The 19,999-nt window shown below is 58.5% G+C and carries 19 protein-coding genes; 10 read left to right on the top strand and 9 right to left on the bottom strand.

Annotation, left to right across the window (positions count from 1 at the left end; all coding sequences use genetic code 11):
• Window positions 1-4: 4 nt before the first annotated feature.
• From R1T46_RS03570 to R1T46_RS03550, 5 genes are all read left to right on the top strand, one after another.
• Window positions 5-1,396: a DHA2 family efflux MFS transporter permease subunit gene (locus R1T46_RS03570; protein ID WP_036207660.1), complete on the top strand. Its 1,392-nt coding sequence runs from the start codon at window positions 5-7 to the stop codon at window positions 1,394-1,396.
• A gap of 230 nt (window positions 1,397-1,626) precedes the next feature.
• The gene (locus tag R1T46_RS03565; RefSeq protein WP_127402058.1) at window positions 1,627-2,196 is read left to right on the top strand and encodes a TMEM165/GDT1 family protein; all 570 of its coding nucleotides are present in this window, start codon (window positions 1,627-1,629) and stop codon (window positions 2,194-2,196) included.
• A gap of 44 nt (window positions 2,197-2,240) precedes the next feature.
• On the top strand, window positions 2,241-3,308 hold the full coding sequence (locus tag R1T46_RS03560) for a L,D-transpeptidase family protein (RefSeq protein WP_317307369.1): 1,068 nt from the start codon (window positions 2,241-2,243) through the stop codon (window positions 3,306-3,308).
• Window positions 3,309-3,350: 42 nt separating this feature from the next.
• Window positions 3,351-4,823 (top strand): nodulation protein NfeD, encoded by a 1,473-nt coding sequence (locus R1T46_RS03555; protein ID WP_317307368.1) that lies wholly within the window; start codon window positions 3,351-3,353, stop codon window positions 4,821-4,823.
• Window positions 4,824-4,881: 58 nt separating this feature from the next.
• Entirely contained in the window at window positions 4,882-5,676 is a 795-nt protein-coding gene (locus tag R1T46_RS03550) for a slipin family protein (protein ID WP_036207651.1), read from the top strand.
• A gap of 66 nt (window positions 5,677-5,742) precedes the next feature.
• Here R1T46_RS03550 and R1T46_RS03545 read toward each other — a convergent pair whose 3' ends face one another.
• The 5 genes from R1T46_RS03545 to R1T46_RS03525 form a co-directional block, all read right to left on the bottom strand.
• A complete protein-coding gene (locus R1T46_RS03545) occupies window positions 5,743-6,024 on the bottom strand; it encodes an Lpp/OprI family alanine-zipper lipoprotein (protein WP_036207649.1) in 282 nt (93 codons plus the stop codon).
• 223 nt (window positions 6,025-6,247) lie between these two features.
• Complete coding sequence (locus R1T46_RS03540) at window positions 6,248-6,694, bottom strand: murein L,D-transpeptidase family protein (RefSeq protein WP_317307367.1); 447 nt, start codon at window positions 6,692-6,694, stop codon at window positions 6,248-6,250.
• A 217-nt stretch (window positions 6,695-6,911) separates the two neighbouring features.
• Window positions 6,912-8,627, bottom strand: a complete 1,716-nt coding sequence (locus R1T46_RS03535; RefSeq protein ID WP_317307366.1) for a potassium/proton antiporter — start codon at window positions 8,625-8,627, stop codon at window positions 6,912-6,914.
• A gap of 51 nt (window positions 8,628-8,678) precedes the next feature.
• Window positions 8,679-9,989 carry an NAD(P)/FAD-dependent oxidoreductase gene (locus R1T46_RS03530; protein WP_317307365.1) on the bottom strand — a complete coding sequence of 437 codons (1,311 nt, stop codon included), beginning with the start codon at window positions 9,987-9,989 and terminating at the stop codon, window positions 8,679-8,681.
• Between the two features lie 168 nt (window positions 9,990-10,157).
• Window positions 10,158-10,763 carry a TetR/AcrR family transcriptional regulator gene (locus R1T46_RS03525; RefSeq protein ID WP_317307364.1) on the bottom strand — a complete coding sequence of 202 codons (606 nt, stop codon included), beginning with the start codon at window positions 10,761-10,763 and terminating at the stop codon, window positions 10,158-10,160.
• A gap of 122 nt (window positions 10,764-10,885) precedes the next feature.
• On the opposite strand from R1T46_RS03525, the gene R1T46_RS03520 reads away from it, so the two are divergent.
• Window positions 10,886-11,440, top strand: a complete 555-nt coding sequence (locus tag R1T46_RS03520; RefSeq protein WP_317307363.1) for a carboxymuconolactone decarboxylase family protein — start codon at window positions 10,886-10,888, stop codon at window positions 11,438-11,440.
• A 31-nt stretch (window positions 11,441-11,471) separates the two neighbouring features.
• On the opposite strand, the gene R1T46_RS03515 is transcribed toward R1T46_RS03520, so the two are convergent.
• Together R1T46_RS03515 and R1T46_RS03510 are read right to left on the bottom strand one after the other, a co-directional pair.
• Window positions 11,472-13,574 carry a 4Fe-4S binding protein gene (locus R1T46_RS03515; protein ID WP_317307362.1) on the bottom strand — a complete coding sequence of 701 codons (2,103 nt, stop codon included), beginning with the start codon at window positions 13,572-13,574 and terminating at the stop codon, window positions 11,472-11,474.
• Between the two features lie 137 nt (window positions 13,575-13,711).
• Window positions 13,712-14,449 carry a methyltransferase domain-containing protein gene (locus tag R1T46_RS03510; protein WP_036207631.1) on the bottom strand — a complete coding sequence of 246 codons (738 nt, stop codon included), beginning with the start codon at window positions 14,447-14,449 and terminating at the stop codon, window positions 13,712-13,714.
• Between the two features lie 92 nt (window positions 14,450-14,541).
• Here R1T46_RS03510 and R1T46_RS03505 point away from each other — a divergent pair, with 92 nt between their 5' ends.
• Entirely contained in the window at window positions 14,542-15,408 is an 867-nt protein-coding gene (locus tag R1T46_RS03505; RefSeq protein WP_317307361.1) for a putative RNA methyltransferase, read from the top strand.
• Here R1T46_RS03505 and R1T46_RS03500 read toward each other — a convergent pair.
• Window positions 15,386-15,916 (bottom strand): ankyrin repeat domain-containing protein, encoded by a 531-nt coding sequence (locus R1T46_RS03500; RefSeq protein ID WP_317307360.1) that lies wholly within the window; start codon window positions 15,914-15,916, stop codon window positions 15,386-15,388. The two genes, R1T46_RS03505 and R1T46_RS03500, sit on opposite strands and share 23 nt — an antisense overlap.
• Window positions 15,917-16,081: 165 nt before the next feature.
• Between R1T46_RS03500 and R1T46_RS03495 the strand changes: the two genes are divergently transcribed.
• Entirely contained in the window at window positions 16,082-16,711 is a 630-nt protein-coding gene (locus R1T46_RS03495; protein ID WP_317307359.1) for a YbhB/YbcL family Raf kinase inhibitor-like protein, read from the top strand.
• A gap of 11 nt (window positions 16,712-16,722) precedes the next feature.
• Here R1T46_RS03495 and R1T46_RS03490 read toward each other — a convergent pair whose 3' ends face one another.
• Window positions 16,723-17,799, bottom strand: coding sequence for a substrate-binding domain-containing protein (locus tag R1T46_RS03490; protein WP_317307358.1), 1,077 nt, complete (start codon window positions 17,797-17,799; stop codon window positions 16,723-16,725).
• A 93-nt stretch (window positions 17,800-17,892) separates the two neighbouring features.
• Between R1T46_RS03490 and R1T46_RS03485 the strand changes: the two genes are divergently transcribed.
• Entirely contained in the window at window positions 17,893-18,423 is a 531-nt protein-coding gene (locus tag R1T46_RS03485) for a formate dehydrogenase subunit gamma (protein ID WP_317307357.1), read from the top strand.
• Window positions 18,424-18,440: 17 nt separating this feature from the next.
• Window positions 18,441-19,979, top strand: coding sequence for a formate dehydrogenase beta subunit (locus R1T46_RS03480; protein WP_317307356.1), 1,539 nt, complete (start codon window positions 18,441-18,443; stop codon window positions 19,977-19,979).
• Window positions 19,980-19,999 lie beyond the last annotated feature (20 nt).

The raw sequence follows: 19,999 nt of genomic DNA, 5'->3' as shown, positions 1-19,999 counted from the left end.
TGGTCTGAGTGATAACACGGTTGAGGGGTTAAGGGCCCGTTACGGCGAACGCTGGCGTTGGCTGGCGGTTGCCACGGTCATGCTGGGCACCATGGCAACGGTGCTCAGCGCAACCGTGGTCAATGTTGCCCTGCACGACATCATGCTGGAATTCGGTATTCGGCAGGGCCAGGTGCACTGGCTGGCCACCGGGTTCATCGCGGCCATGACCACCACCATGCTGGCCTCGTCGTGGCTTCTGGATCACTTTGGCGTGCGCAAGACCCTGGCGACGGCCATGTTCCTGTTCACGGTGATCTCCCTCCTTGGTGGTTTTGCCACCTCCCCGGAACAGTTGATTGCCGCCCGCATTGGCCAGGGTGCCATGGCGGGGCTCATGCAGCCCATGGGTATGTATCTGGTGTTCCGGATTTTCCCCCGCAACCGTCGTGGGCAGGCCATGGGTATCTACGGCATGGGTGTGATTCTCGCTCCAGCCCTGGGCCCGGTTCTCGGGGGCTTCCTGGTGGATCAGTTGGACTGGCGCTATGTGATGTTCGCCCCCGTGCCCGTCACCCTGACCGGGGTGTTTATGGCATGGCGCTTTCTGCCGCTGCCGGTCTCCCGCCCGGCTCCCTACCGTTTTGACTTTCCTGGCTTGGTGCTCCTGGGCGCTGCCATCGGTCTGTCGCTGGACACCCTCAACCGGCTTCAGGAACTGGCGGGACAGGAAGCACGAATTGCCATCGAGGGCGCTGTTGCGGTCATCGCCCTGGTGCTGTTTGTGATTCGTGAGCGGCGCGCCCGACACCCATTGGTGAACATAGAGCTTCTACGCAATCCGGCCTTCGTTTACGCCAACGTGGGCGCCATGGCGTTGGGGCTCGCCTTGTTTGGCTCCACCTACCTGGTACCCCTGTTTGTGCAGACGGCCCTGGAATTCACCGCCACCGAAGCCGGTTTGCTGATGTTGCCAGCAGGCATTGTGCTGGGCATGACCTTTCCATTGGCCGGGAGACTGGCGGACCGCCTGAGTGCCCGTAAGCTGGTGATATTCGGCATTGTCCTGTTCGCCATGTCGGCCATGTTGTTTGCGGTATCGGACATTGAGCTCGCCTTCGGCTGGCTGGCGCTATGGACCGTGTTGGGGCGAATCGGTATCGGCTTCATGCTGCCAGCCCTCTCAACGGGTGCCCTGAATCCACTGGCGCCGGAGCAACTCGGTGCCGGTTCGAGCACCATTAACTTTACCCGCCAGCTGGGTGGGGCCTTTGGCGTCAATATCGTGGCCCTGACCATTGAATTTGGTGACCACAGTGGCGGCATCCCCACTATTGGGGCGTTTCATTCAGCCTGGTGGCTGGTGGCTGTATTCGTGGCGATGGCGGCCATTCCAGTGTGGAAAATGCGCGTATAGTTGCCATCCGCCCAGGTATTGATTAACATTTCGGCACTCTTCAGGGGAGTAGCCTCCGCAACGGAACCCGTTTCCAGGGGCGGATGGTAGTCAACATACTTGGGGCTCAATCTCCGTGGCTATCATGTTTCACCGGTACATTGGTGAAATTGGCAAGACCTGAGGCAGTTTCACCTCCCAGGGCGGAAGGTGGGCTGTCTCATGTCTGAATGTCCGCCCCGGAGTTTTTCATGGACGCTTTTCTCGCTTCAACGTTTGCGGTCGCCATTGCGGAGATCGGCGACAAGACCCAACTACTCTCTCTCTTCCTGGTTGCCCGTTACGCCAAGCGTGCGCCCATCATTCTTGGCATACTTGTCGCCACCCTGCTGAACCATGCCTTGTCAGCGCTGTTGGGTGCCTGGATCGCAGAGTGGATTCCGCAAGCCTGGTTGCCCTGGATCCTGGCTACCAGCTTCGTGGCCATTGCACTCTGGTTGTTGATTCCGGACAAGGATGACAATGGTGATTCGGCGTTCCTGGGCATGGGCGCCTTCATGGCCACGACGGTGATGTTCTTCCTGGCGGAGATCGGCGACAAGACCCAGATCGCGACCGTGGTGCTGGCCGCGCGATATACGGACACCTTCTGGGTGATTATGGGCACCACCGTTGGTATGCTGCTAGCTAATATACCGGTTATCATGGCTGGTAAATGGTTGATGGAGCGGTTACCACTGGCGACGGCCAGAGTTGGAGCCAGTCTTCTATTTGTGATTCTGGCTGTTGCCACCGTTTGGACAGCCCTGACGTCGGTTTGAAGCGCGTTGTTGTCGCCGCAGACCGGATATCGGATTGAGACGCTATGTATCGAACGCAGTTGACAGGTTTTCTGCTGGTTTTGCTGGCCCTGGTGTCGGCCAACGTGGTTGGTGCCGAAACGGAAGCGCAGGCCGGGGGTCAGGAACTGACTACAGCCGAAGGAAAAAGCGACACCCCCGAGAAGCCCCGTGTTCCCCGGTTTTCCATTGACGGGGATCTGGCCGGGGAGCTGTCGGTGATGACCACCCGCTATGAAGACACCTTTGCGGCCATTGGCAATCAGAACAGTCTTGGTTATCTGGAACTCGTTAAGGCCAACCCCGGTGTTGATCCCTGGCTGCCCGGTGATGGCACCCGGATAACCGTGCCCCGGCACTACGTGCTTCCGGATGTGAAGCGCGAGGGCATAATCATCAATCTGGCGGAATACCGTTTGTACTACTTTACTGAGGGAAAGGTACAGGTCTATCCGGTGGGGGTAGGCACCGATGACAACCCATCGCCACTGACCAACGCCGAAGTAACAATGCCACTGGAGTCGCCGGCCTGGTATCCGCCTGCAAGCATCCGCGCCGAATACGAAGCTGCGGGAGAGTACCTGCCCAGGATGATTCCACCGGGGCCGGGTAATCCTCTGGGGTCCCACGCACTGATGCTCAGTGAGAAAGGGTACCTGATTCACGGTACCAACAAGTTGTTCGGAGTGGGCATGCAGGTCAGTCACGGCTGTTTCCGCATGTACAACGAGGATATATCGCGGTTTGTCTACGAAGTCAGTAAGGGCACGCCGGTGCAGGTTATCCATGAGCCCGTGAAGATCGGCCTGAAAGGTAATGAGGTCTGGCTGGAGGTACATCGCCCTGAAGAAGATTACAGTCAGCAGGACCGTGAAAAATTGTGGAAGCAAGTGCAGAAAAAGGTGGAAGATTTCCGCCAGAAAATGCCCGGTGTGGAAGTGAAGCGCATGGCCATCGAGCTGGCTGTGGACCAGGCGGACGGCCTGCCGCGGATGGTGGGTGAACGTCTGACCCGCGTCGCGGATGAGTCTGCCGGGCCGATGCGAAGTACCCCAGATGGCAATAAAGGTGAGAAGCAACGCCTCTGGTTCTGATACCGAAGGCTCTGATCCGCTGAACGGATCCGGGGAGGAGTGATGATCGCTAACCGACCCAACCAATCCAATCCCTCCGGCCGCCTGCACTGGTGGCTGGCTATGTTCCTGCTGGGCCTGGTGCTTGCATTGGCCTCTCTGTCCCATACGGTTATCGCCCAGCAGGACGAATCACCCACAGGTCTTGTGTTGACCGTCGACGGGGCTATCGGCCCCGCCACCATGGATTACCTGGTGCGTGGCATTCGCCGCGCCGAGTCCGAAGGTGCCGAGTTGCTTGTTATCCGGATGGACACCCCCGGCGGTCTGATGGAATCCATGCGCGGTATCATCAAGGAAATCCTTTCTTCAGAGGTACCCGTGGTGACCTGGGTGTCGCCGGCGGGAGCGCGTGCCGCCAGCGCCGGAACCTACATTCTCTATGGCAGTCACGTGGCGGCCATGGCGGGGGCCACCCACCTGGGTTCGGCCACGCCGGTCCAGATGGGGGGGCTGCCCGGCTCCGAGGAACAGAAGCCTGCAGAAGACACCGAGGATGCCAATCCCGATGAAAAGGAAAGTGCCGGAGACGAGGAATCGGCGCAGGATGATGCCTCCGATAAACGTCGAGGTGGCACGGCCATGGAGCGCAAGGTTCTGGAAGATGCTGTCAGCTACATCCGTGGCCTGGCGGAGCGACATGGCCGCAACGCCGACTGGGCGGAGCAGGCAGTGCGCGAAGCCGTCAACCTGGGCGCCGAAGAAGCACTGGCGCAGAACGTGGTCGATGTGGTGGCTGACAACATGGACAGCCTGATGCAGCAGATCGACGGGCGCACCGTGAAAATGGCCAATGGCGAGAAAACGCTGGCCACCGCGAACATTGAATTGACGCGAGCAGACCCGGACTGGCGAACCCGACTGCTATCGGTGATCACCAATCCGAATGTCGCTTACTTCCTGATGATCATCGGCTTCTACGGCATCATCTTCGAATTATCCAACCCCGGGGCTATATTTCCGGGGGTCATTGGCGCTATCTGCCTGATTCTCGCGCTGTTTGCCTTCCAGGTGCTATCCGTCAATTACGCGGGCCTGGCGCTGATTCTGTTGGGGCTTGCCTTCATTGTCGGCGAGGCCTTTATGCCCAGCTTCGGCATACTGGGCATAGGGGGGATTGTCGCGTTTGTGGCCGGTTCCATCATACTGATGGACGGCAGCCATCAGGAGATTTCACTGCCCACCATCGGTGGCACGGCACTGGTCGCGGCCGGCTTTATCCTCTGGACCGTCATCAAGTTCATCGGCTTGCGCCGGAAGCATCCGGTCAGCGGAAGCGAACAGATTGTCCACGAGAGAGTGACCGCACTTGATGACTTTCAGGAAGACGACGGGTATTTCAGGGGGCACGTGCGCATGAGCGGTGAACGCTGGAATGCCGCCTGTAAATCCCCAGTAGGCAGCGGTGACAAGCTAAGGGTGACTGCTTTGGAAGGTTTGACGGTGTACGTCGAAGCCGACAAGGCGGAACCCTGAAGCCGGACTGGAGAGTGTTGACAGGTTACCCGGCGATCAAGCCAACGAAGGAGGCCTTATGAACATCACAGACCTGATTCCCTATATCGCACCCACGGTGGTGCTCCTGCTGATTCTTGGGTCGGCCATCAAGATACTGCCGGAATACGAGCGTGGCGTGGTTTTCTTCCTGGGGCGCTTTCAGGGTGTCAAAGGGCCGGGCCTGATCATCGTGATCCCCGGTATCCAACAAATAACCCGCGTGGATTTGCGTGTCATTGCGTTGGATGTGCCGAGCCAGGACGTTATCTCGAAAGACAACGTGACCGTGCGGGTCAATGCCGTGCTGTATTTCCGGGTGGTCGACCCTGAGCGGGCGATTATACGCGTCGAAGATTTCGGCTCTGCCACCAGTCAACTGGCTCAGACGACGTTGCGTTCGGTACTGGGTAAGCATGATCTGGACGAAATGCTGTCCGAACGGGACAAGCTGAATTCGGATATTCAGAGTATTATCGACGCCCAGACCGAGGAATGGGGCATCAAGGTCGCAAACGTTGAGATCAAGCACGTGGACCTGAACGAGTCGATGATTCGTGCCATTGCCCGCCAGGCGGAGGCAGAACGGGAGCGGCGTGCCAAGGTAATTCACGCGGAGGGTGAATTGCAGGCCTCGAAGAAGCTGGTTGAAGCGGCCGAAGTTATGTCCGCCAACTCAGGAGCGATGCAACTGCGTTATATGCAAACCCTGGCGGATATGAGCACCAACAACAGTTCCACCATTGTGTTCCCGTTGCCGATGGAAATGATGTCTGCCTTTATGAGCAACACGCCCTCACCACAGAAGCCGAAGAGCGATACCGACGAATCCTGATGGGTTGTATCAGGCGCCCACAAAAAAGGCCGGGACGAATCCCGGCCTTTTCTCTACGTAACAGCCTTACTTCTGGCTGGCACGTTCGAGCATACGCTTGGCGCGCTCGTTGGCTTCGTTAGCAGCCTTCTGGGCAGCTTTGGCAGCAGCCAGTGCTTCGTCAGCGGTGCGCTGAGCGGAGCGTGCAGCGCTGGAAGCGCTGTTAGCGGTGTTCAGTGCATTATCGGCGGTTTGCTCGGCGGAAGAAGCGGTTGCATTCGCTTCGTCGAGAGCGCCCTGGTCAGTTGTCGCACAACCTGCGGTCAGTGCGGTGGCCAGTGCAAACCCTGCGATCGTCAGTTTACGCATTGTATATCCCCTTATTGGTCGTTTTATTTCCTGCGTTCCAGAAGTCGTTGTTGCAGACATTCTGTCAAAACGGGGCCGTTAGCGATTGGCCAACGACATCGTCAAACAGTGTAAATCAGTCTGGACAGAAATGTTAACTAAGGATACGTAAAAGTTCCTAGGTTATGACAACAACTTAATATTGCAGAAAGTCTATACGTATGAAGCGGGGACTGGATCAGTGTCAGGGTACGATCCTTATTGGTGTGCCATCGGCCACCAATTGCCAGATTTCGTCCATTTCCTCGTTACTGACGGCGATGCAGCCATCGGTCCAGTCCAGTCCCAGGAAAGCGAATGCCATATCACCAGCCTCGTTCGGCAAACCATGAATCATGATGCTGCCGCCGGGATCGAGCCCCCAGGCCGAAGCCTGCTCTCTGTCTTCAGCATTGGGATAGGAGATATGGATGGATTTGTAGAAATCGCTGTTGGAGTTACGCCAATCCAGCACGTATTTACCTTCGGGCGTACGCTTATCGCCCTGATAGAGCTTGTGGCCGGAGGGGTTGTCGCCCAGCCCGATACGGTAGCTGCGCACCACCTGATCGCCCGACAACAGGTAAAGCCTGCGCTCTTCCTTACGAACCAGAACCTCGCTGACTTCCGGCGTTTCATCCATGGCGCCCATCGGCAGCTCCGATGCCGATAGCGGGGATAGGGGGGCCAGCAACAACGAGAAAACAAAGGCCAGAAAGCAGGCAGCTGCAACTGAGGACCGGCCGGTGCTGGAGAGTGAAGTAGGCATTATCGGTAACATAACGAGTCAATGATTAATCTTTGTACACTTTATAGCACAGGATTTTTGTGAATCGAACCAGGGTTTTGAGTGTTTTTGTTAAAGATTTTTATTGGTTGTCCATTTTCAGGCCAACTTTCGTCACCCGGTCGGCCTCGGTTGCCCTCGCAACCAGGGTAACAGGGCCCAGCACCACCTTATCGCCCACCACGGGATGCCCTTTGGTGCGACGCGCAAAACATTCGGCCAGGGAAAGCTCTGGGGGCAACTGATCAAACTCGATGCCGTAGACCTGCTCTACATCCCCCAGCAGGGCATCGCCATTGAGCACGAAATCGCCAAAGAAGGCACGCTCGGCGAGGTATTTGGGGGCATGGCGACCACTGAGGGCTTTGCCCAGCTCTGAAAGCATCGCCGGCGTTGCAAACATCGCCAATACATCGCCGCTGGCTACTTCCATATCCGGGCTCGGCTGATAACACGTTCGTTCACGGAACACGCCAGCAATGGCGGTGTTGTCCGGCAACCGGAGCTGACCCAGGGGTCTGGGTGACTCCCAGGCGCCGCCCCGCAGCGGAAACAGCATCAGTTCATGATCTCCGGCGGCCGGGACATCCAGAGGCAGGCGGCGGTAGGGATCTTCACCGGTGGGGACTTCCAGTCGCAGTTTCCTGGCCAGCGGGGCCATGGTGGTACCCTGAACCACCAGCGACACCAGTACGATGAAGAAGGCGACATGGAAGATAAGCTGGGCCTCCGGCAGCCCGGCGATGATCGGGAATAATGCCAGCACAATGGGCACGGCGCCTCGCAAACCAACCCAACTGATAAAGCCCAGTTCGCGTCGATTAAAACCGAAAGGCCAGAGCGTCGCCAACACCGTCAGCGGCCGGATCAGGAAGATCAGAGCCAGAGCCAGAACCAGGCCGCCTCCTGCGAGGGGCAATAGTTCCGAAGGCGTTACCAGCAACCCCAGCATCAGGAACAGGCATAGCTGGGCCAGCCAGGCCAGGCCATCGTGAACCTGGAGAATCATTGGCATCATCCGCACCGGACGATTACCAACAACCACGCCGGCCAGATAGATCGCCAGGAAGCCGCTGCCCCCTAGCGCGTTGGTGCCGGAGAACACCATGATGCCAGCTGCCACCACCAGCAAAGGGTACAGCGATGGGGTCAGCCGAACCCGGTTGGCCAGTTCCACCACGATGAAGCCGCCGGCGACGCCCACCGCACCGCCAATGCCGAACTGCTTCACCAGCATCAGCAGCGCCATCCAGCCTTCAGATGTTCCGCCTGCGTCAATCATGGTGACCAGCATCAGGGTCAGGAAAATCGCCATCGGGTCGTTACTGCCGGACTCGATTTCCAGGGTTGCACTGACCCGTTCGTTCAAATGAAGGCCACGCCCCTGAAGCAACGAAAACACCGCTGCTGCGTCGGTGGAGGAGATAATGGCGCCGATGAGCAGCGCGGTCAGCCAGTGCATGTCGAACACCCACCAGGCCACCAGGCCGGCCCCGGAGGCGGTCAGGAAGACACCAATGGAGGCGAGTACCAATGCCGGGCGGAGACCGACACGAAACGTTTCCGCCCGGGTGCGCATGCCGCCATCCAGCAGGATCACCCCGAGCGCCAGGTTGGCAATCAGGAACGCCAGCTCGAAGTCGTCGAACAGGATGCCACCAGGACCGTCTTCCCCCATGATCATGCCGACCACGAGAAAAATTAGCAGTACCGGCATGCCCAGCCTGCTGGACAGCGGGCTGAGCATGATGCTGATGACCAGCATAAGAGCACCGATCAGAGTAACTAGCGGATCCATTCCTGCTCCGGATTGGGTTTATGTCTCGATGATAGCAGGGTCACGAGCCGATCAGTGTAGTTTCAGGCGTGGGTGCATGGCCCGGCTTATCCGGTCCATCAACCAGATGATTCCGGTTCTTATGACGCCGTGCAGCGCGACCTGGTGCATACGGTAGAGCGACAGGTAAAACAGGCGGGCCACTTTGCCCTCTATGTACATGCTACGTCCGGAAAGGTTACCCATCAGGTTTCCCACCGTGGTATAGCGACTGAAGTTTATCAGCGAACCGTGGTCCTTATAGACAAAGGGGATCGCATCACCGCCCTCCAGGCGGTTACACAGGGTTTTGAATAACACATCCGCCTGTTGATGCGCAGACTGCGCTCGTGGCGGTACCGGCCGGTCAGACTTGGGCTGAGGGCATTCAGCGCAGTCGCCGAAGGCGAAAACGTCAGGGGCCGTCGTGGCCTCGAGGGTCTGCTTTACCTTGATCTGGTTGCCGCCGTTGGTTTCCACGCCCTCGAGTGAGGAGAGGAAGGCTGGAGCCTTGATACCAGCTGCCCAGATGGTCATCTGAGAACCGATTTCCGTACCGTCTTTCAGCACCACAATGCCGTCACGCACTTCGTTGACCGGCTGGCCAGTCATGACCTTGACGCTCTGGTGTTCCAGTTCCCGCGTTGCCGCTTCGGAAAGCCGTGCAGGAAGTGCCGGAAGGATGCGGTCAGCCGCTTCGACGACAGTGATGGATACATCTTCCGGTCGCAGGTGATTCATGCCGTAGATCGGCAGTTCCCGCGAGGCCAGACGCAGCTCCGCAGCCAGTTCAACGCCGGTGGCACCTGCGCCAATGATCGTGATGGGCAGTTCATGGCCATTACCGGACCGGGCATCGTGGTTTTTGCGTAAAAAGGCGTTGAGCATCAGGTTATGGAAGCGTCGGGCCTGGTTCAGGCTGTCCAGAAACAGGCAGTGCTCCTGGGCACCCGGGGTTCCAAAATCATTGGCGGTGCTGCCCACGGCAATCACCAGGGTGTCGTAGCCAATACGGCGCTCCGGCACGACCTCGTTGCCATCATCGTCTTGAAACGGGGCAATGATGACTTCCCGGGAGCCGCGATCCAGTCCGTTCATGCGTCCGAGCTGAAATTCGTAATGGTGCTTGCGAGCGTGGGCCCGGTAGTTGATCTCGTTAGCGCTGGCATCCAGAGAGCCAGAGGCTACTTCGTGTAGCAGGGGTTTCCAGACATGAGTCAGGCCAGCGTCTATGAGGGTAATGCGGGCTTTGTGCTTCTTTCCAAGTTTGTTACCAAGGCGAGTGACGAGCTCAAGGCCGCCCGCGCCGCCGCCTACGACGACGATGTGATGCAGATTATCCATGACAAGGGGTTCCTGAAGTGAAGATAGCCAAGAACTCTCGTTAAGAACCCTTGGCTGTCCTCACTGAGGAAGAAAACGACACAGGCAGGTAATGCTAACGCACTGTTGTGGCAGGGACAATTCGCCGTTAGTACCTATGCGCCGGGTAAGCCCAGCGCCGGCGGTGTGCTAGTGTCGGGCACGATAGTGGTCAAGCATGGCTGCCATGTCTTCGGCGAGCTCAGCGACCTGTTCCGGCCGGATCTCCCGTTGCGCAAAAGACCGGAGGCCAATGATCTGTGCCTGGAGCAATCTTGCCAGTCGGGCGCAGTGGGTTCCCTGTGCCAGTTCGCCCTGGGTTTTCGCCTGCTCCAGAAGTTCAGTCAGGGTCTGCTCGATGGCGTTCAGGATCGAGTTCGCCTGGTTTGCAATGGCGGTATTGGTGTTACTGGCTTCCAGCAGGGTTTTGACGACCATGCAGGCACGGGACGGCGATTCGCCACCAGGGCTAGCCTGTCGTGCGATGCACCGCAGGTGCTCCTGCAGCCCGTCCAGCACCGACGAATTTCCAGCCAGGTGCTCGCGTAGTTCCACTCCGCTTCTTTGAGCATAGGCAGCCAGCGCTTCGCCGAACAGGCCATCCTTGCTTCCAAAGGTTGCATAGATGCTGCCCGGGCGCATGTCCAGGGCCTGCTCAATCTGCTTCATGGAAGCACCGGCATAGCCCCGCTCCCAAAACAGGTTCATTGCTTTGTCCAGCGCAATTTGTCGGTCATAACGAGCGTTTCTGGCCATGGGTACCTGCCAACGACTGGTGATTTAATTCTTGGTAATGATAACTTGAGTGAGCGCTCAAAAACAGTTACGGTGATATTGAAGTTGAATGAACGATCAATATTAACCGAGAGGAGAGTGTTATGACGGATTTCACCATTCACGATGTCGAATCGGCGCCTGAAAAATCGAAACCACTTCTGGAAAATTCGATCAAAGGTTTTGGCATGATTCCCGGCCTGCACGGAATTATGGCTGAGGCACCCGGCACTCTGGAGGCGTACCAGACCTTGCACCAGTTGGTACTGGACAGCAGTTTCGACAACGAAGAAACCACGGTAGTCTGGCAGACCATCAACGTAGAAAATGCCTGTCATTACTGTGTGCCGGCACACACCGGGATCGCCAAAATGATGGAAGTGTCTGACGACATCATCAACGCGCTGCGGGATGAAACGCCTTTGCCCAGCGAAAAGCTTGAGGCCTTGAGGACGTTCACGCTGGCGGTCATGCAGAAGAAAGGCAACGTCGGCAAGGAAGACCTGGACGCGTTTTATGGTGCTGGCTATAAGCACCGTCAGGTACTGGAAGTGATCCTGGTTCTGTCCCAGAAAGTCATGAGCAACTACATCAACCACATCGCGGAAACGCCGGTTGATGAGCCGTTCCAGAAGTTTGCCTGGGAAAAGAAGAAGTAACTGAACGATTCCCTGACGCTACGGGTGCGGTTCAGCCCGCATCTGTAGCCAGTATCTGTGCCTGCCGCTGGCGTTTTCTGTCCAGTACCTTGTCCACGCATTGGCTCTCGTCTTTAAGAATCACCACGCACTCCAGGCACTGGATGCATTCGTTGTAGTCAATCCGGCCATCTTTTTGGATCGCATTGATACCGCAACTGTTTTTGCAGTGTTGGCAGGGCTTGCCGCAAAGCTCCACTCGGTCGAGCCAACTGAACAGGCGCAGCTTGCCCAGAACCGCCAGCCCGGCCCCCAGCGGACATAGGTAGCGACAGTAGAATTTGTGGATGAACATCCCCACCACCAGCAGGCCAACGGCATAGACCACAAACGGCCAATAGCGGACGAAGAACAGTGTGATGCCGGTTTTGAACGGTTCCACTTCCACCAGCTTCTCTGCCAGCTCCAGTGAATAGAACGCCGTTCCCACCAGCACCAGAAGTATCGGGTATTTCAGTAGAATCAGCCGACGATGCCATGTCTCAGGCACCTTCACCTCGCGGAACTTCAATTTATCACCCAGCCAGGCAGCCATCTCCTGCAGTGCACCAAAGGGACATAGCCAGCCACAGAACAGCCCGCGGCCCCAGACAAACAGACTGATGAAGGTGTAGGTCCACAGAATAAACAACACCGGGTCCAGCAGGAACACGTTCAGGGAGAAGCCATCCCAGATTGCCAGGAACAGGGTATAAATATTCACCACGGACAACTGGCCCTGAGCATAGAAGCCAATGAAAAACAGGGTAAAGAACAGGAAGCCCCAGCGGAAGCGGTGCACCAGTTTCGGATATCGGCTCAGGGTGCGTTGGCGGGCAAAAAACACCGTCAGAACCGTCAGGCTCAGGACCAATATGGAAATCGTTAGCCAGCGTTCCTGCCAAAGCCCGATCCATACAGGCTGACGACTGTCTTCTGGCCTTGGAGCAACCTCGACGGTTTCGAACAGGTCTTCGGCAAAAACCACTGGAATGTCGAGCTCCGTACGGTCAGCTACAAGGTGGTTTTTTCGAAGTGTAACGCTCAGCTTCAAGGTGGATTTGGCTCCAGGATTGAACCCTGCGTTGCCGCCGACCCGGAACAGGGTTGCCTTGGCCATATCTGGCATGCCGTTGGCGCTGAGGTGGATGTTCTGGTCGAATACGTTGATGTCACGAGTGTCCAGCGACAGGTTGTTTTGCTGCAGCCCCAGGCGTTCGGGAGAGCTCCCGGGCGTAAAGTCATCGGGCAGGTGCGGGTAGAGGCCGCGGGACATGACGGCCAGTATCTGGGCGTCCGGTCCCGTTCTTTCTATCAGCCGCTCGAAGCCGTCATCACCCAGCAGATTGCGGCCGACCATCGGCGCGTTGATGTAGCCGAAAAACAGCTCGGTGAATGGCTCGCCGGGGCCTGGTTGCGGTGCATCGGGATAATCCACCAGGGGAGAGCCCAGTTTTTCTTCAATCGCCGCTGGATTGATCCGCCAATGGCCGATGTACCCCCGATCAACCAGTTGTGCCCAGGACAGTGGCTGATAGAGATCGGTTTTCGCCCGGGTAGCAGGTGCCTGGGTAAACCCCTCCAGTTTTTTCCGCGCCACCTTGAGAGCTGACGAGAGAACGGTGTCGTTAATAATCAGTACCGACACGGTGGCTTTGCTCACTCCATCGAAATGCACCACGTTGCCATCCGGGTTTTTGCCGCTACGAGAGCCCGACGTATCGATAATGATCTGTTCGGTGAGTGAGCGGCCCTCGTACTGATCAATGAACTCGAACAGAGGCTCCTCGCCCAGCCCATGGAGAAAAACCGGTTCGTGATGGTTGAGAATACGAAGGCTGGTAAAGCGGCCGCGACTGTCGAGCCCGATCAGCATATTGACAGGCTTCCCGGCAAAGCCCTGGAGCGGGCTAATATCGCGGGATTCGTAGGCGTAGCCTATCAGCTCCTGAAGCTGATACACCGGATACACCGGGTAGTCCGGCAACCGATCACGAATGTCCGTGGCCTTGGGGAACAGTTCCTGGATTAACGCGTGCTTTTCATCATCCAGAGTGCCATACGTCGCCAGAGGGAAACAGGCTAGGACCAACAGCAGCAACAGCCGCAGGGGCATGGTGTCTCTCCATCGATTTATTGTTGTTGGTCAGATCCATGCTAGAGATTTGCCATGCGGGCACAATGCGACCTCCGGGCCGGGCAGGTGCTACTTTGTGAGGAGAAGTCCGGGATGAGGAGAAACGCGGATGTCGCTCAGTTCAGGCGAATCACCCGCCCCATCAAACGCCGCCAGTCGATGGGCAGCCGGTTCTCCAGATCCACCAGGGTGGGGTCTTTGGTATGCAGGGCGTCAAAGGGACGTTTGCTGGCGAAGATCACCGTGTTGTTGGTTTTACTCTTGAACAGCAGGAGGACTGCAAACCCTGCGCGAAGCTGGTGGAACAACGGGCCATTGATGTCCGGTGTGCGGTGGTAGTTGATGGCAAGCCAGCCGCTATCGCCGAGTACCCGGCTGCATTGTCTGATAAACTGCCGCTGAGCCTGGGCCGGGCTCATGCGGTCGGAGTTGTACATGTCGGCCAGGATGAGGTCGCTGCTACCGTCCGGCGCTTTGCCGAGAGCGTCCCTGGCATCGCCGATGGTCATCGTCAGGTTGGCGGAATGCGGCAGGTTGAAGTATTCGCGGGCCACCTCCAGCACCCGGGGCCGCAGTTCCACCGCGTGTACCTGGCAGTCAGGCAGGAGGTGCAACAGCGCACTGGCCATCACGCCGCCGCCGAGGCCAAGAACCGTGGCGTGTGCGGGCTGCGCAAAGGCAACAGGCAACAGCATGGCGCGGCTGTACTCATGAACGGGAAGATGGGGCTTGCGGCGATCTATCTTGCTTTGCTCAAACACCGAATCAAAGGTCATCACCCGATGTTTGCGATAGTCGACCACGAGAATGCCACCGAGTGCGTCCCGGGTGTAATGGATAATCTCGCCCTTCACGGTGGCGTCCCTTGTCTGATCGCTGCGCCGTTATTCTGGGCATTTATCCGCCGCTTCTCAAGCCACGCATCAGGGTCGGAGGCTGCGGACTCATGACTATGGATGCCTTCAACGCCCTGGCCTGCCCGCTGGACGGTGAGCCCCTGAGCCAGGCCGATACCTGCTGGCGTTGCCCGGCCGGCCACAGTTTTGATGTTGCCCGCCAGGGCTATCTGCACCTGCTGCCGGTCCAGAACAAGCGCTCGCTCGATCCGGGTGATAGCAAGGACATGGTGGCGGCGCGCCGGCGCTTTCTGAATGCGGGTTTCTATCAGCCCATTGCAGAGGCCGTCGGCCAAGCGGTGACGACCAGCACCGCCAATACCAAACCACTGGCCTGCCTGGACGCTGGGTGTGGTGAAGGCTATTACCTCCGACAACTGGCAGCATCGAACATGGACATGGCCCTCGCGCTGGTGGGGGTGGATATCTCCAAGTGGGCGACCCTGGCTGCGGCGAAGCAGGATAAGCGCCCCCGTTGGCTGGTCGGCAGTAACGCCAACCTGCCGGTGTTGAGCGGCACCCTGGATTGCGTACTCTGCCTGTTCGGCTTTCCCGTCTACAGTGAGTTTGCCCGTGTGCTCAAACCCGGCGGCATATTGATCCAGGCCGACGCTGGTACTGACCATCTGCGGGAACTGCGGGAGATTATCTATCCGTCGCTCAAACCGGAAAAACCGTCGGCCATCGACGCGCCGGACGGATTTTCGAGTCTGGGCACGGAGACACTTCGCTATTCACTGACCCTGAAAAGCCAGGACGCTATTGCCGACCTGCTGGCGATGACGCCGCATTTTTACCGGGCGCCGGCGGAGGGGCGGGCTCGTGCCGAGACACTTGAAACCTTGACGGTGACGGTGGAAGTCACGCTGAGGCGTTTTGTTCGTGATTCTGCCGCTACGACGACAACGCCCCGATAGCCTCGTTCGCTTCCATGGTCCGGGCCAGATCCTCTGCCGATTGCCCATCCTCATCTTTAAGCAACTTGTCCGCCCCCGCTTCAAGTAAACGCTCAATCATACCCACCCGATTGAACATGGCGGCTACCATCAGCGGTGTTTTGGCGCCTGCCGGACGATGATCGACGTCGGCACCGGAGGCCAGCAGCAGGTCTACAATGTCGGTATTGCCCTGATACACCGCGCTGGCCAGTGGTGTTTGTAGCTGGTCGTTGGCCAGGTTGGGGTCGGCACCCTGTTCCAGCAGCAATCGCGCGGTGTCTTTGTGGTCGTTGCTGCAGGCGAGCATCAGCAGGCTGTCTCCGGTGTTGGTGCGGATGTCCACGGGAACGCCGGCGTTGAGCATCACGCTGAGGGGGCCGGCACCGCCATTCCGGGCCAGTTCGAACAACCCCTGGGCGAAAGCAATGGCGTCTTCGTCCTGCTGGTTGTCGGGATTCTGGGGCCTGGTTGGCTTGTCGTGGCTCATGGTTTTCCTCTGGTTTCATAGCGAATCTTGGACAACCGTAACACGCCAGAAGCCAGCCAAGAATTGGACTTGGGTACGGTATGGATCTGGACAGACCCACAACGCCACTGTTAAAACCGTGCTATCAGGTAAGCAAAACCATCAAGGGTACAGGAGAGCAGGACTGTGAAAATCAAGGTTCGAGGTATTGAAGAAGGCCAACCGGTGCCGGAAAAATTCGCATTCGGCGTCTACAGTGAACAGGACCATATGAGCTTTGGGCCCAACCGCAACCCGGAACTGGTCTGGGAGGATGCGCCTGAGGGCACCAAGAGTTTCGTGGTGATGATGTTTGACCCGGACGTGCCCAGCGTGGCGGACGACGTCAATCAGGAAGGCAAGACTGTGTCGAAGGACATTCCGCGGGTGGATTTCTTCCACTGGCTGCTGGTGGACGTGCCGGCCTCCGTGTCACGTATTCCTGAGGGCGAGGACAGCGACGGGGTGATCCCCAAGGGCAAGGAGCCCGGCCCGGGGCCGATCGGGATCCGGGGTGTGAACAACTACACCCAGTTCCTGGCTGGCAATCCCGACATGGCGGGAACCTATGCCGGTCATGACGGTCCTTGTCCACCGTGGAACGATGAAATCCTCCATCATTACCATTACGAGGTGCATGCTCTGGATGTTGAAACGCTGGGGCTGGATGGTGAGTTTGATGGTGCCGCAGTTCGTGAAGCGATGGCGGGTCACGTTCTGGCCAGCGCCCGGGTGACTGGGACCTACACGCTGAACCCGGATCTACGTCAGGACTGAGCCCACCCCTGTCAGTCGGCCCCGGAGAGCAACTGTTCAAAGGTCGTGATGGTTCCGGGGCTGTCCGGCTCATAGCCGGGAAGGTGTTCGATTCGATCGATAAAGGCCTGCGAGCGCATCAGCTCAATCAGGTGCGACAGGTTGTCCTGCCCCAGCCGCTCTTCATGGCAGAGCAGCAGGTAGTGCTCGCTGGTCATTTCCACGAAATCAAGGTTGAACTGGCTGGCCGCTGCTTCCACGCCGAAGCCTACATCCGCCATTCCCGACGCGACAAAGGCAGCGACGGCTGTGTGAGTGAACTCGTGCTGAGGCGAGCGGTTGATGCTTTCTTCGGTAAGTCCCGCCTGCCGGAGCAGAAGGCTGAACAGAATGCGGGTGCCGGAATGGCGGTCACGGCCGATAAATCGGAGCCCGGAAGCGGCCAGTTCCGACAGGTTATGGATCTTCACCGGGGCGTCTTTGCGCATCATCAGGCCTTCGCGCCGGGTGACAAAACGAATCAGCCGGAATCGTTTGCCGGCCAACTGGTGCTGGTAATAGGCCATGATTTCCCTGGCCCGTTCCGGGCAGGTGGGAAAGTGAAAGCTTGCCAGGTCGCATTCGCCGCGATTGAGGGCGGTCAGTGCCTCTTCGGGATTGCGGTATTGGAGGTTGACTTCAACGCGGTCAGAGAACTCCGGGAGCAGGGCCACGGCATACCCATGGCTGGCGTGAAGACGAAGGACCGGGTGCTCACCGGCCAGCAGTTGCTGGATCTGGTCGTTAAATTCGGACGCCATGCTGTCGATCTGAGGCCCGAGCCGGGCTTTGACCCGCTGGTCTGCCCACAGCAGCTTCTCTCCCAGGGCGGACAGCTCGGTGCCGTGACCCTTGCGCATGATCACCAGTGGCATTCCGAAAACATCGGAGCTGCGATTGAGCAGGTTCCAGGCGTGGCGGTAAGACACGCCGGCCGCCTCTGCCGCTGCGGTCAGCTTGCCGCTGTCGCGGATCGATTCGAGCAGGCGGAATAATACCGGCTCGAACAGCTCACCGTTATCGGTTCGGAAGACCCAGGCAGGGGAAATAGACAGCCTTTTCTTATGCATTCCTATTCATATTCCGTCGGCGAGGATGGAGTGGTAGCGTATGGCTATCACTGTTCGGGTACTGTAACAGAACAAAAAATAATAGGAACAAGTATGCATATGTCAGAGGTGAATCAGCAACCACTCGACGCCATGGCCTACGCCAGCGACTGGACACCTGACATGGTCCGGGACGAAGTAGGCGCCCTGAAGCACAAGCCTGGCGCCCTGCTCCCCATCCTGCATGCCGTCCAGAACCGGATCGGTTACATTCCCGAGGGCGCCGTGGCCATCATCGCCGAGGCGATGCAGCAGACCCGTGCCGAAGTCCATGGTGTGATCAGTTTCTATCACCATTTCCGCACCCATCCGGTGGGCAGCAAGGTGATTCACGTGTGTCGCGCCGAGGCCTGTCAGGCCATGGGTGGACGTATGCTTGAAGCGCACATCAAGGCCTGCCTGGGCGTGGAGTATCACGGCACCTCAGCCGACAATGAGTTTACCCTCGAGCCCGTCTACTGCCTGGGCAATTGCGCCTGTGCCCCCTCCATCCGCGTGAATGACGATATCCACGGTCGGATGACGCCGAAGAAGTTTGATCGCCTGGCGGACAAATTCACCACGTCCACGCTGGACATCCGGTAATCACGGGAGCATTGATGATGGCAACCAAAATTTACGTGCCCTGCGATACTACCGCTCTGTCCATGGGGGCGGATGACGTGGCGAGTCGAATAGAACACCATGCCGGAGTTCAGGGTGTGGCTATTGAACTGGTTCGTAACGGTTCCCGGGGCTTGTTCTGGCTTGAACCAATGGTGGAAGTCGAGACGGCCAGCGGCCGGATCGGCTATGGCCCGGTGGAACCGGATGACGTTCAGGGGCTGGTGGAGGCCGGGTTGTTCGATGGTGCATCCGACCATCCTCTGTTTCTTGGCCCGGTGGCCGATATTCCCTATCTCAAGCGCCAGCAACGCCTGACCTTTTCCCGTATTGGCATCACCGATCCACTGTCGATTGCCGATTACCGGGCCCATGGCGGCTTTGACGGCCTGGAAACGGCGATCAGCCGGGAGCCTCAGGGTATTGTCGACGAGGTCAAAGCTTCCGGTTTGCGTGGTCGGGGTGGCGCAGCCTTTCCCACCGGTATCAAGTGGCAGACCGTACACGACGAGCCCTGGCAGCAGCAGAAGTACATCGTCTGCAACGCCGATGAGGGCGATTCCGGCACCTTTGCCGACCGGCTCGCCATGGAATGCGACCCCTACATGCTGATCGAAGGCATGACTATTGCCGGGCTGGCGGTGGGGGCGACCCAGGGATTCATCTATCTGCGCTCGGAATACCCGGTGGCGCACCGCATTCTGAATGAAGCGATCCGCCGTGCTGAAGCCGAAGGCTATCTGGGCCAGGATGTCCGGGGCAGCGGTCGTGCCTTCGATCTGGAGGTGCGGCTGGCGGCGGGCGCCTACATTTGCGGCGAGGAAACCTCGCTGTTGGAAAGCCTGGAAGGCAAACGCGGCCTGGTTCGGGCAAAGCCGCCCCTGCCCGCGATCAAGGGGCTGTTCGGCCAACCCACCGTGGTCAATAACGTACTGTCGTTTGCCGCCGCACCGTTCATTCTGGCTCAAGGTGGTCAGGCTTATGCGGACTACGGTATGGGGAAGTCACGGGGCACCCTGCCGATCCAGCTGGCGGGCAACATCCGCCAGGGCGGCCTGATCGAGTTGGCTTTTGGCGTCAGTTTGCGGGAGATCCTCGAAGATTTCGGTGGCGGCACCTTCTCGGGTCGCCCCATGAAAGCGGTCCAGGTGGGCGGCCCGCTGATGGCGTATATGCCGGAAAGTCAGTGGAACACGCCCATGGATTACGAGGCCTTTGGCCAGCTTGGCGCGGGTATCGGCCATGGCGGCGTGGTGGTGTTTGACGACACCGTGGACATGGGAGAACAGGCCCGGTTCGCCATGGAGTTCTGCACCGTGGAGTCCTGCGGCAAATGCACGCCCTGCCGGATCGGATCGGTGCGTGGTATGAAAGTGATTGACCGGATACGCGCCGGTGAGAACCGTGAGGCCAATCTGGTGCTGCTGGAGGAGCTGTGCGAGACCATGGTCGACGGTTCCCTTTGTGCAATGGGGGGCATGACCCCGTTCCCGGTACAGAGCGTGATGACACATTTTCCGGACGACCTGACGGCCTGACCGACGCGAGTGGAGGCAAG

The sequence above is a fragment of the Marinobacter salarius genome (assembly GCF_032922745.1).
Lineage (GTDB): Bacteria > Pseudomonadota > Gammaproteobacteria > Pseudomonadales > Oleiphilaceae > Marinobacter.
This window is presented reverse-complemented; position numbering and strand designations above follow the sequence as displayed.

What these genes read in the sequence shown, in the direction of transcription:
- R1T46_RS03540 (WP_317307367.1), bottom strand. Translation starts at nt 6,694, where the DNA reads ATGGGCGCCATGGATGAAACGCCGGAAGTCAGCGAGGTTCTGGTTCGT.
- R1T46_RS03565 (WP_127402058.1), top strand. Translation starts at nt 1,627, where the DNA reads ATGGACGCTTTTCTCGCTTCAACGTTTGCGGTCGCCATTGCGGAGATC.
- R1T46_RS03560 (WP_317307369.1), top strand. Translation starts at nt 2,241, where the DNA reads ATGTATCGAACGCAGTTGACAGGTTTTCTGCTGGTTTTGCTGGCCCTG.
- R1T46_RS03515 (WP_317307362.1), bottom strand. Translation starts at nt 13,574, where the DNA reads ATGCCCCTGCGGCTGTTGCTGCTGTTGGTCCTAGCCTGTTTCCCTCTG.
- R1T46_RS03525 (WP_317307364.1), bottom strand. Translation starts at nt 10,763, where the DNA reads ATGGCCAGAAACGCTCGTTATGACCGACAAATTGCGCTGGACAAAGCA.
- R1T46_RS03485 (WP_317307357.1), top strand. Translation starts at nt 17,893, where the DNA reads ATGCATATGTCAGAGGTGAATCAGCAACCACTCGACGCCATGGCCTAC.
- R1T46_RS03480 (WP_317307356.1), top strand. Translation starts at nt 18,441, where the DNA reads ATGGCAACCAAAATTTACGTGCCCTGCGATACTACCGCTCTGTCCATG.
- R1T46_RS03555 (WP_317307368.1), top strand. Translation starts at nt 3,351, where the DNA reads ATGATCGCTAACCGACCCAACCAATCCAATCCCTCCGGCCGCCTGCAC.
- R1T46_RS03490 (WP_317307358.1), bottom strand. Translation starts at nt 17,799, where the DNA reads ATGCATAAGAAAAGGCTGTCTATTTCCCCTGCCTGGGTCTTCCGAACC.
- R1T46_RS03505 (WP_317307361.1), top strand. Translation starts at nt 14,542, where the DNA reads ATGACTATGGATGCCTTCAACGCCCTGGCCTGCCCGCTGGACGGTGAG.
- R1T46_RS03520 (WP_317307363.1), top strand. Translation starts at nt 10,886, where the DNA reads ATGACGGATTTCACCATTCACGATGTCGAATCGGCGCCTGAAAAATCG.
- R1T46_RS03550 (WP_036207651.1), top strand. Translation starts at nt 4,882, where the DNA reads ATGAACATCACAGACCTGATTCCCTATATCGCACCCACGGTGGTGCTC.
- R1T46_RS03545 (WP_036207649.1), bottom strand. Translation starts at nt 6,024, where the DNA reads ATGCGTAAACTGACGATCGCAGGGTTTGCACTGGCCACCGCACTGACC.
- R1T46_RS03535 (WP_317307366.1), bottom strand. Translation starts at nt 8,627, where the DNA reads ATGGATCCGCTAGTTACTCTGATCGGTGCTCTTATGCTGGTCATCAGC.
- R1T46_RS03530 (WP_317307365.1), bottom strand. Translation starts at nt 9,989, where the DNA reads ATGGATAATCTGCATCACATCGTCGTCGTAGGCGGCGGCGCGGGCGGC.
- R1T46_RS03500 (WP_317307360.1), bottom strand. Translation starts at nt 15,916, where the DNA reads ATGAGCCACGACAAGCCAACCAGGCCCCAGAATCCCGACAACCAGCAG.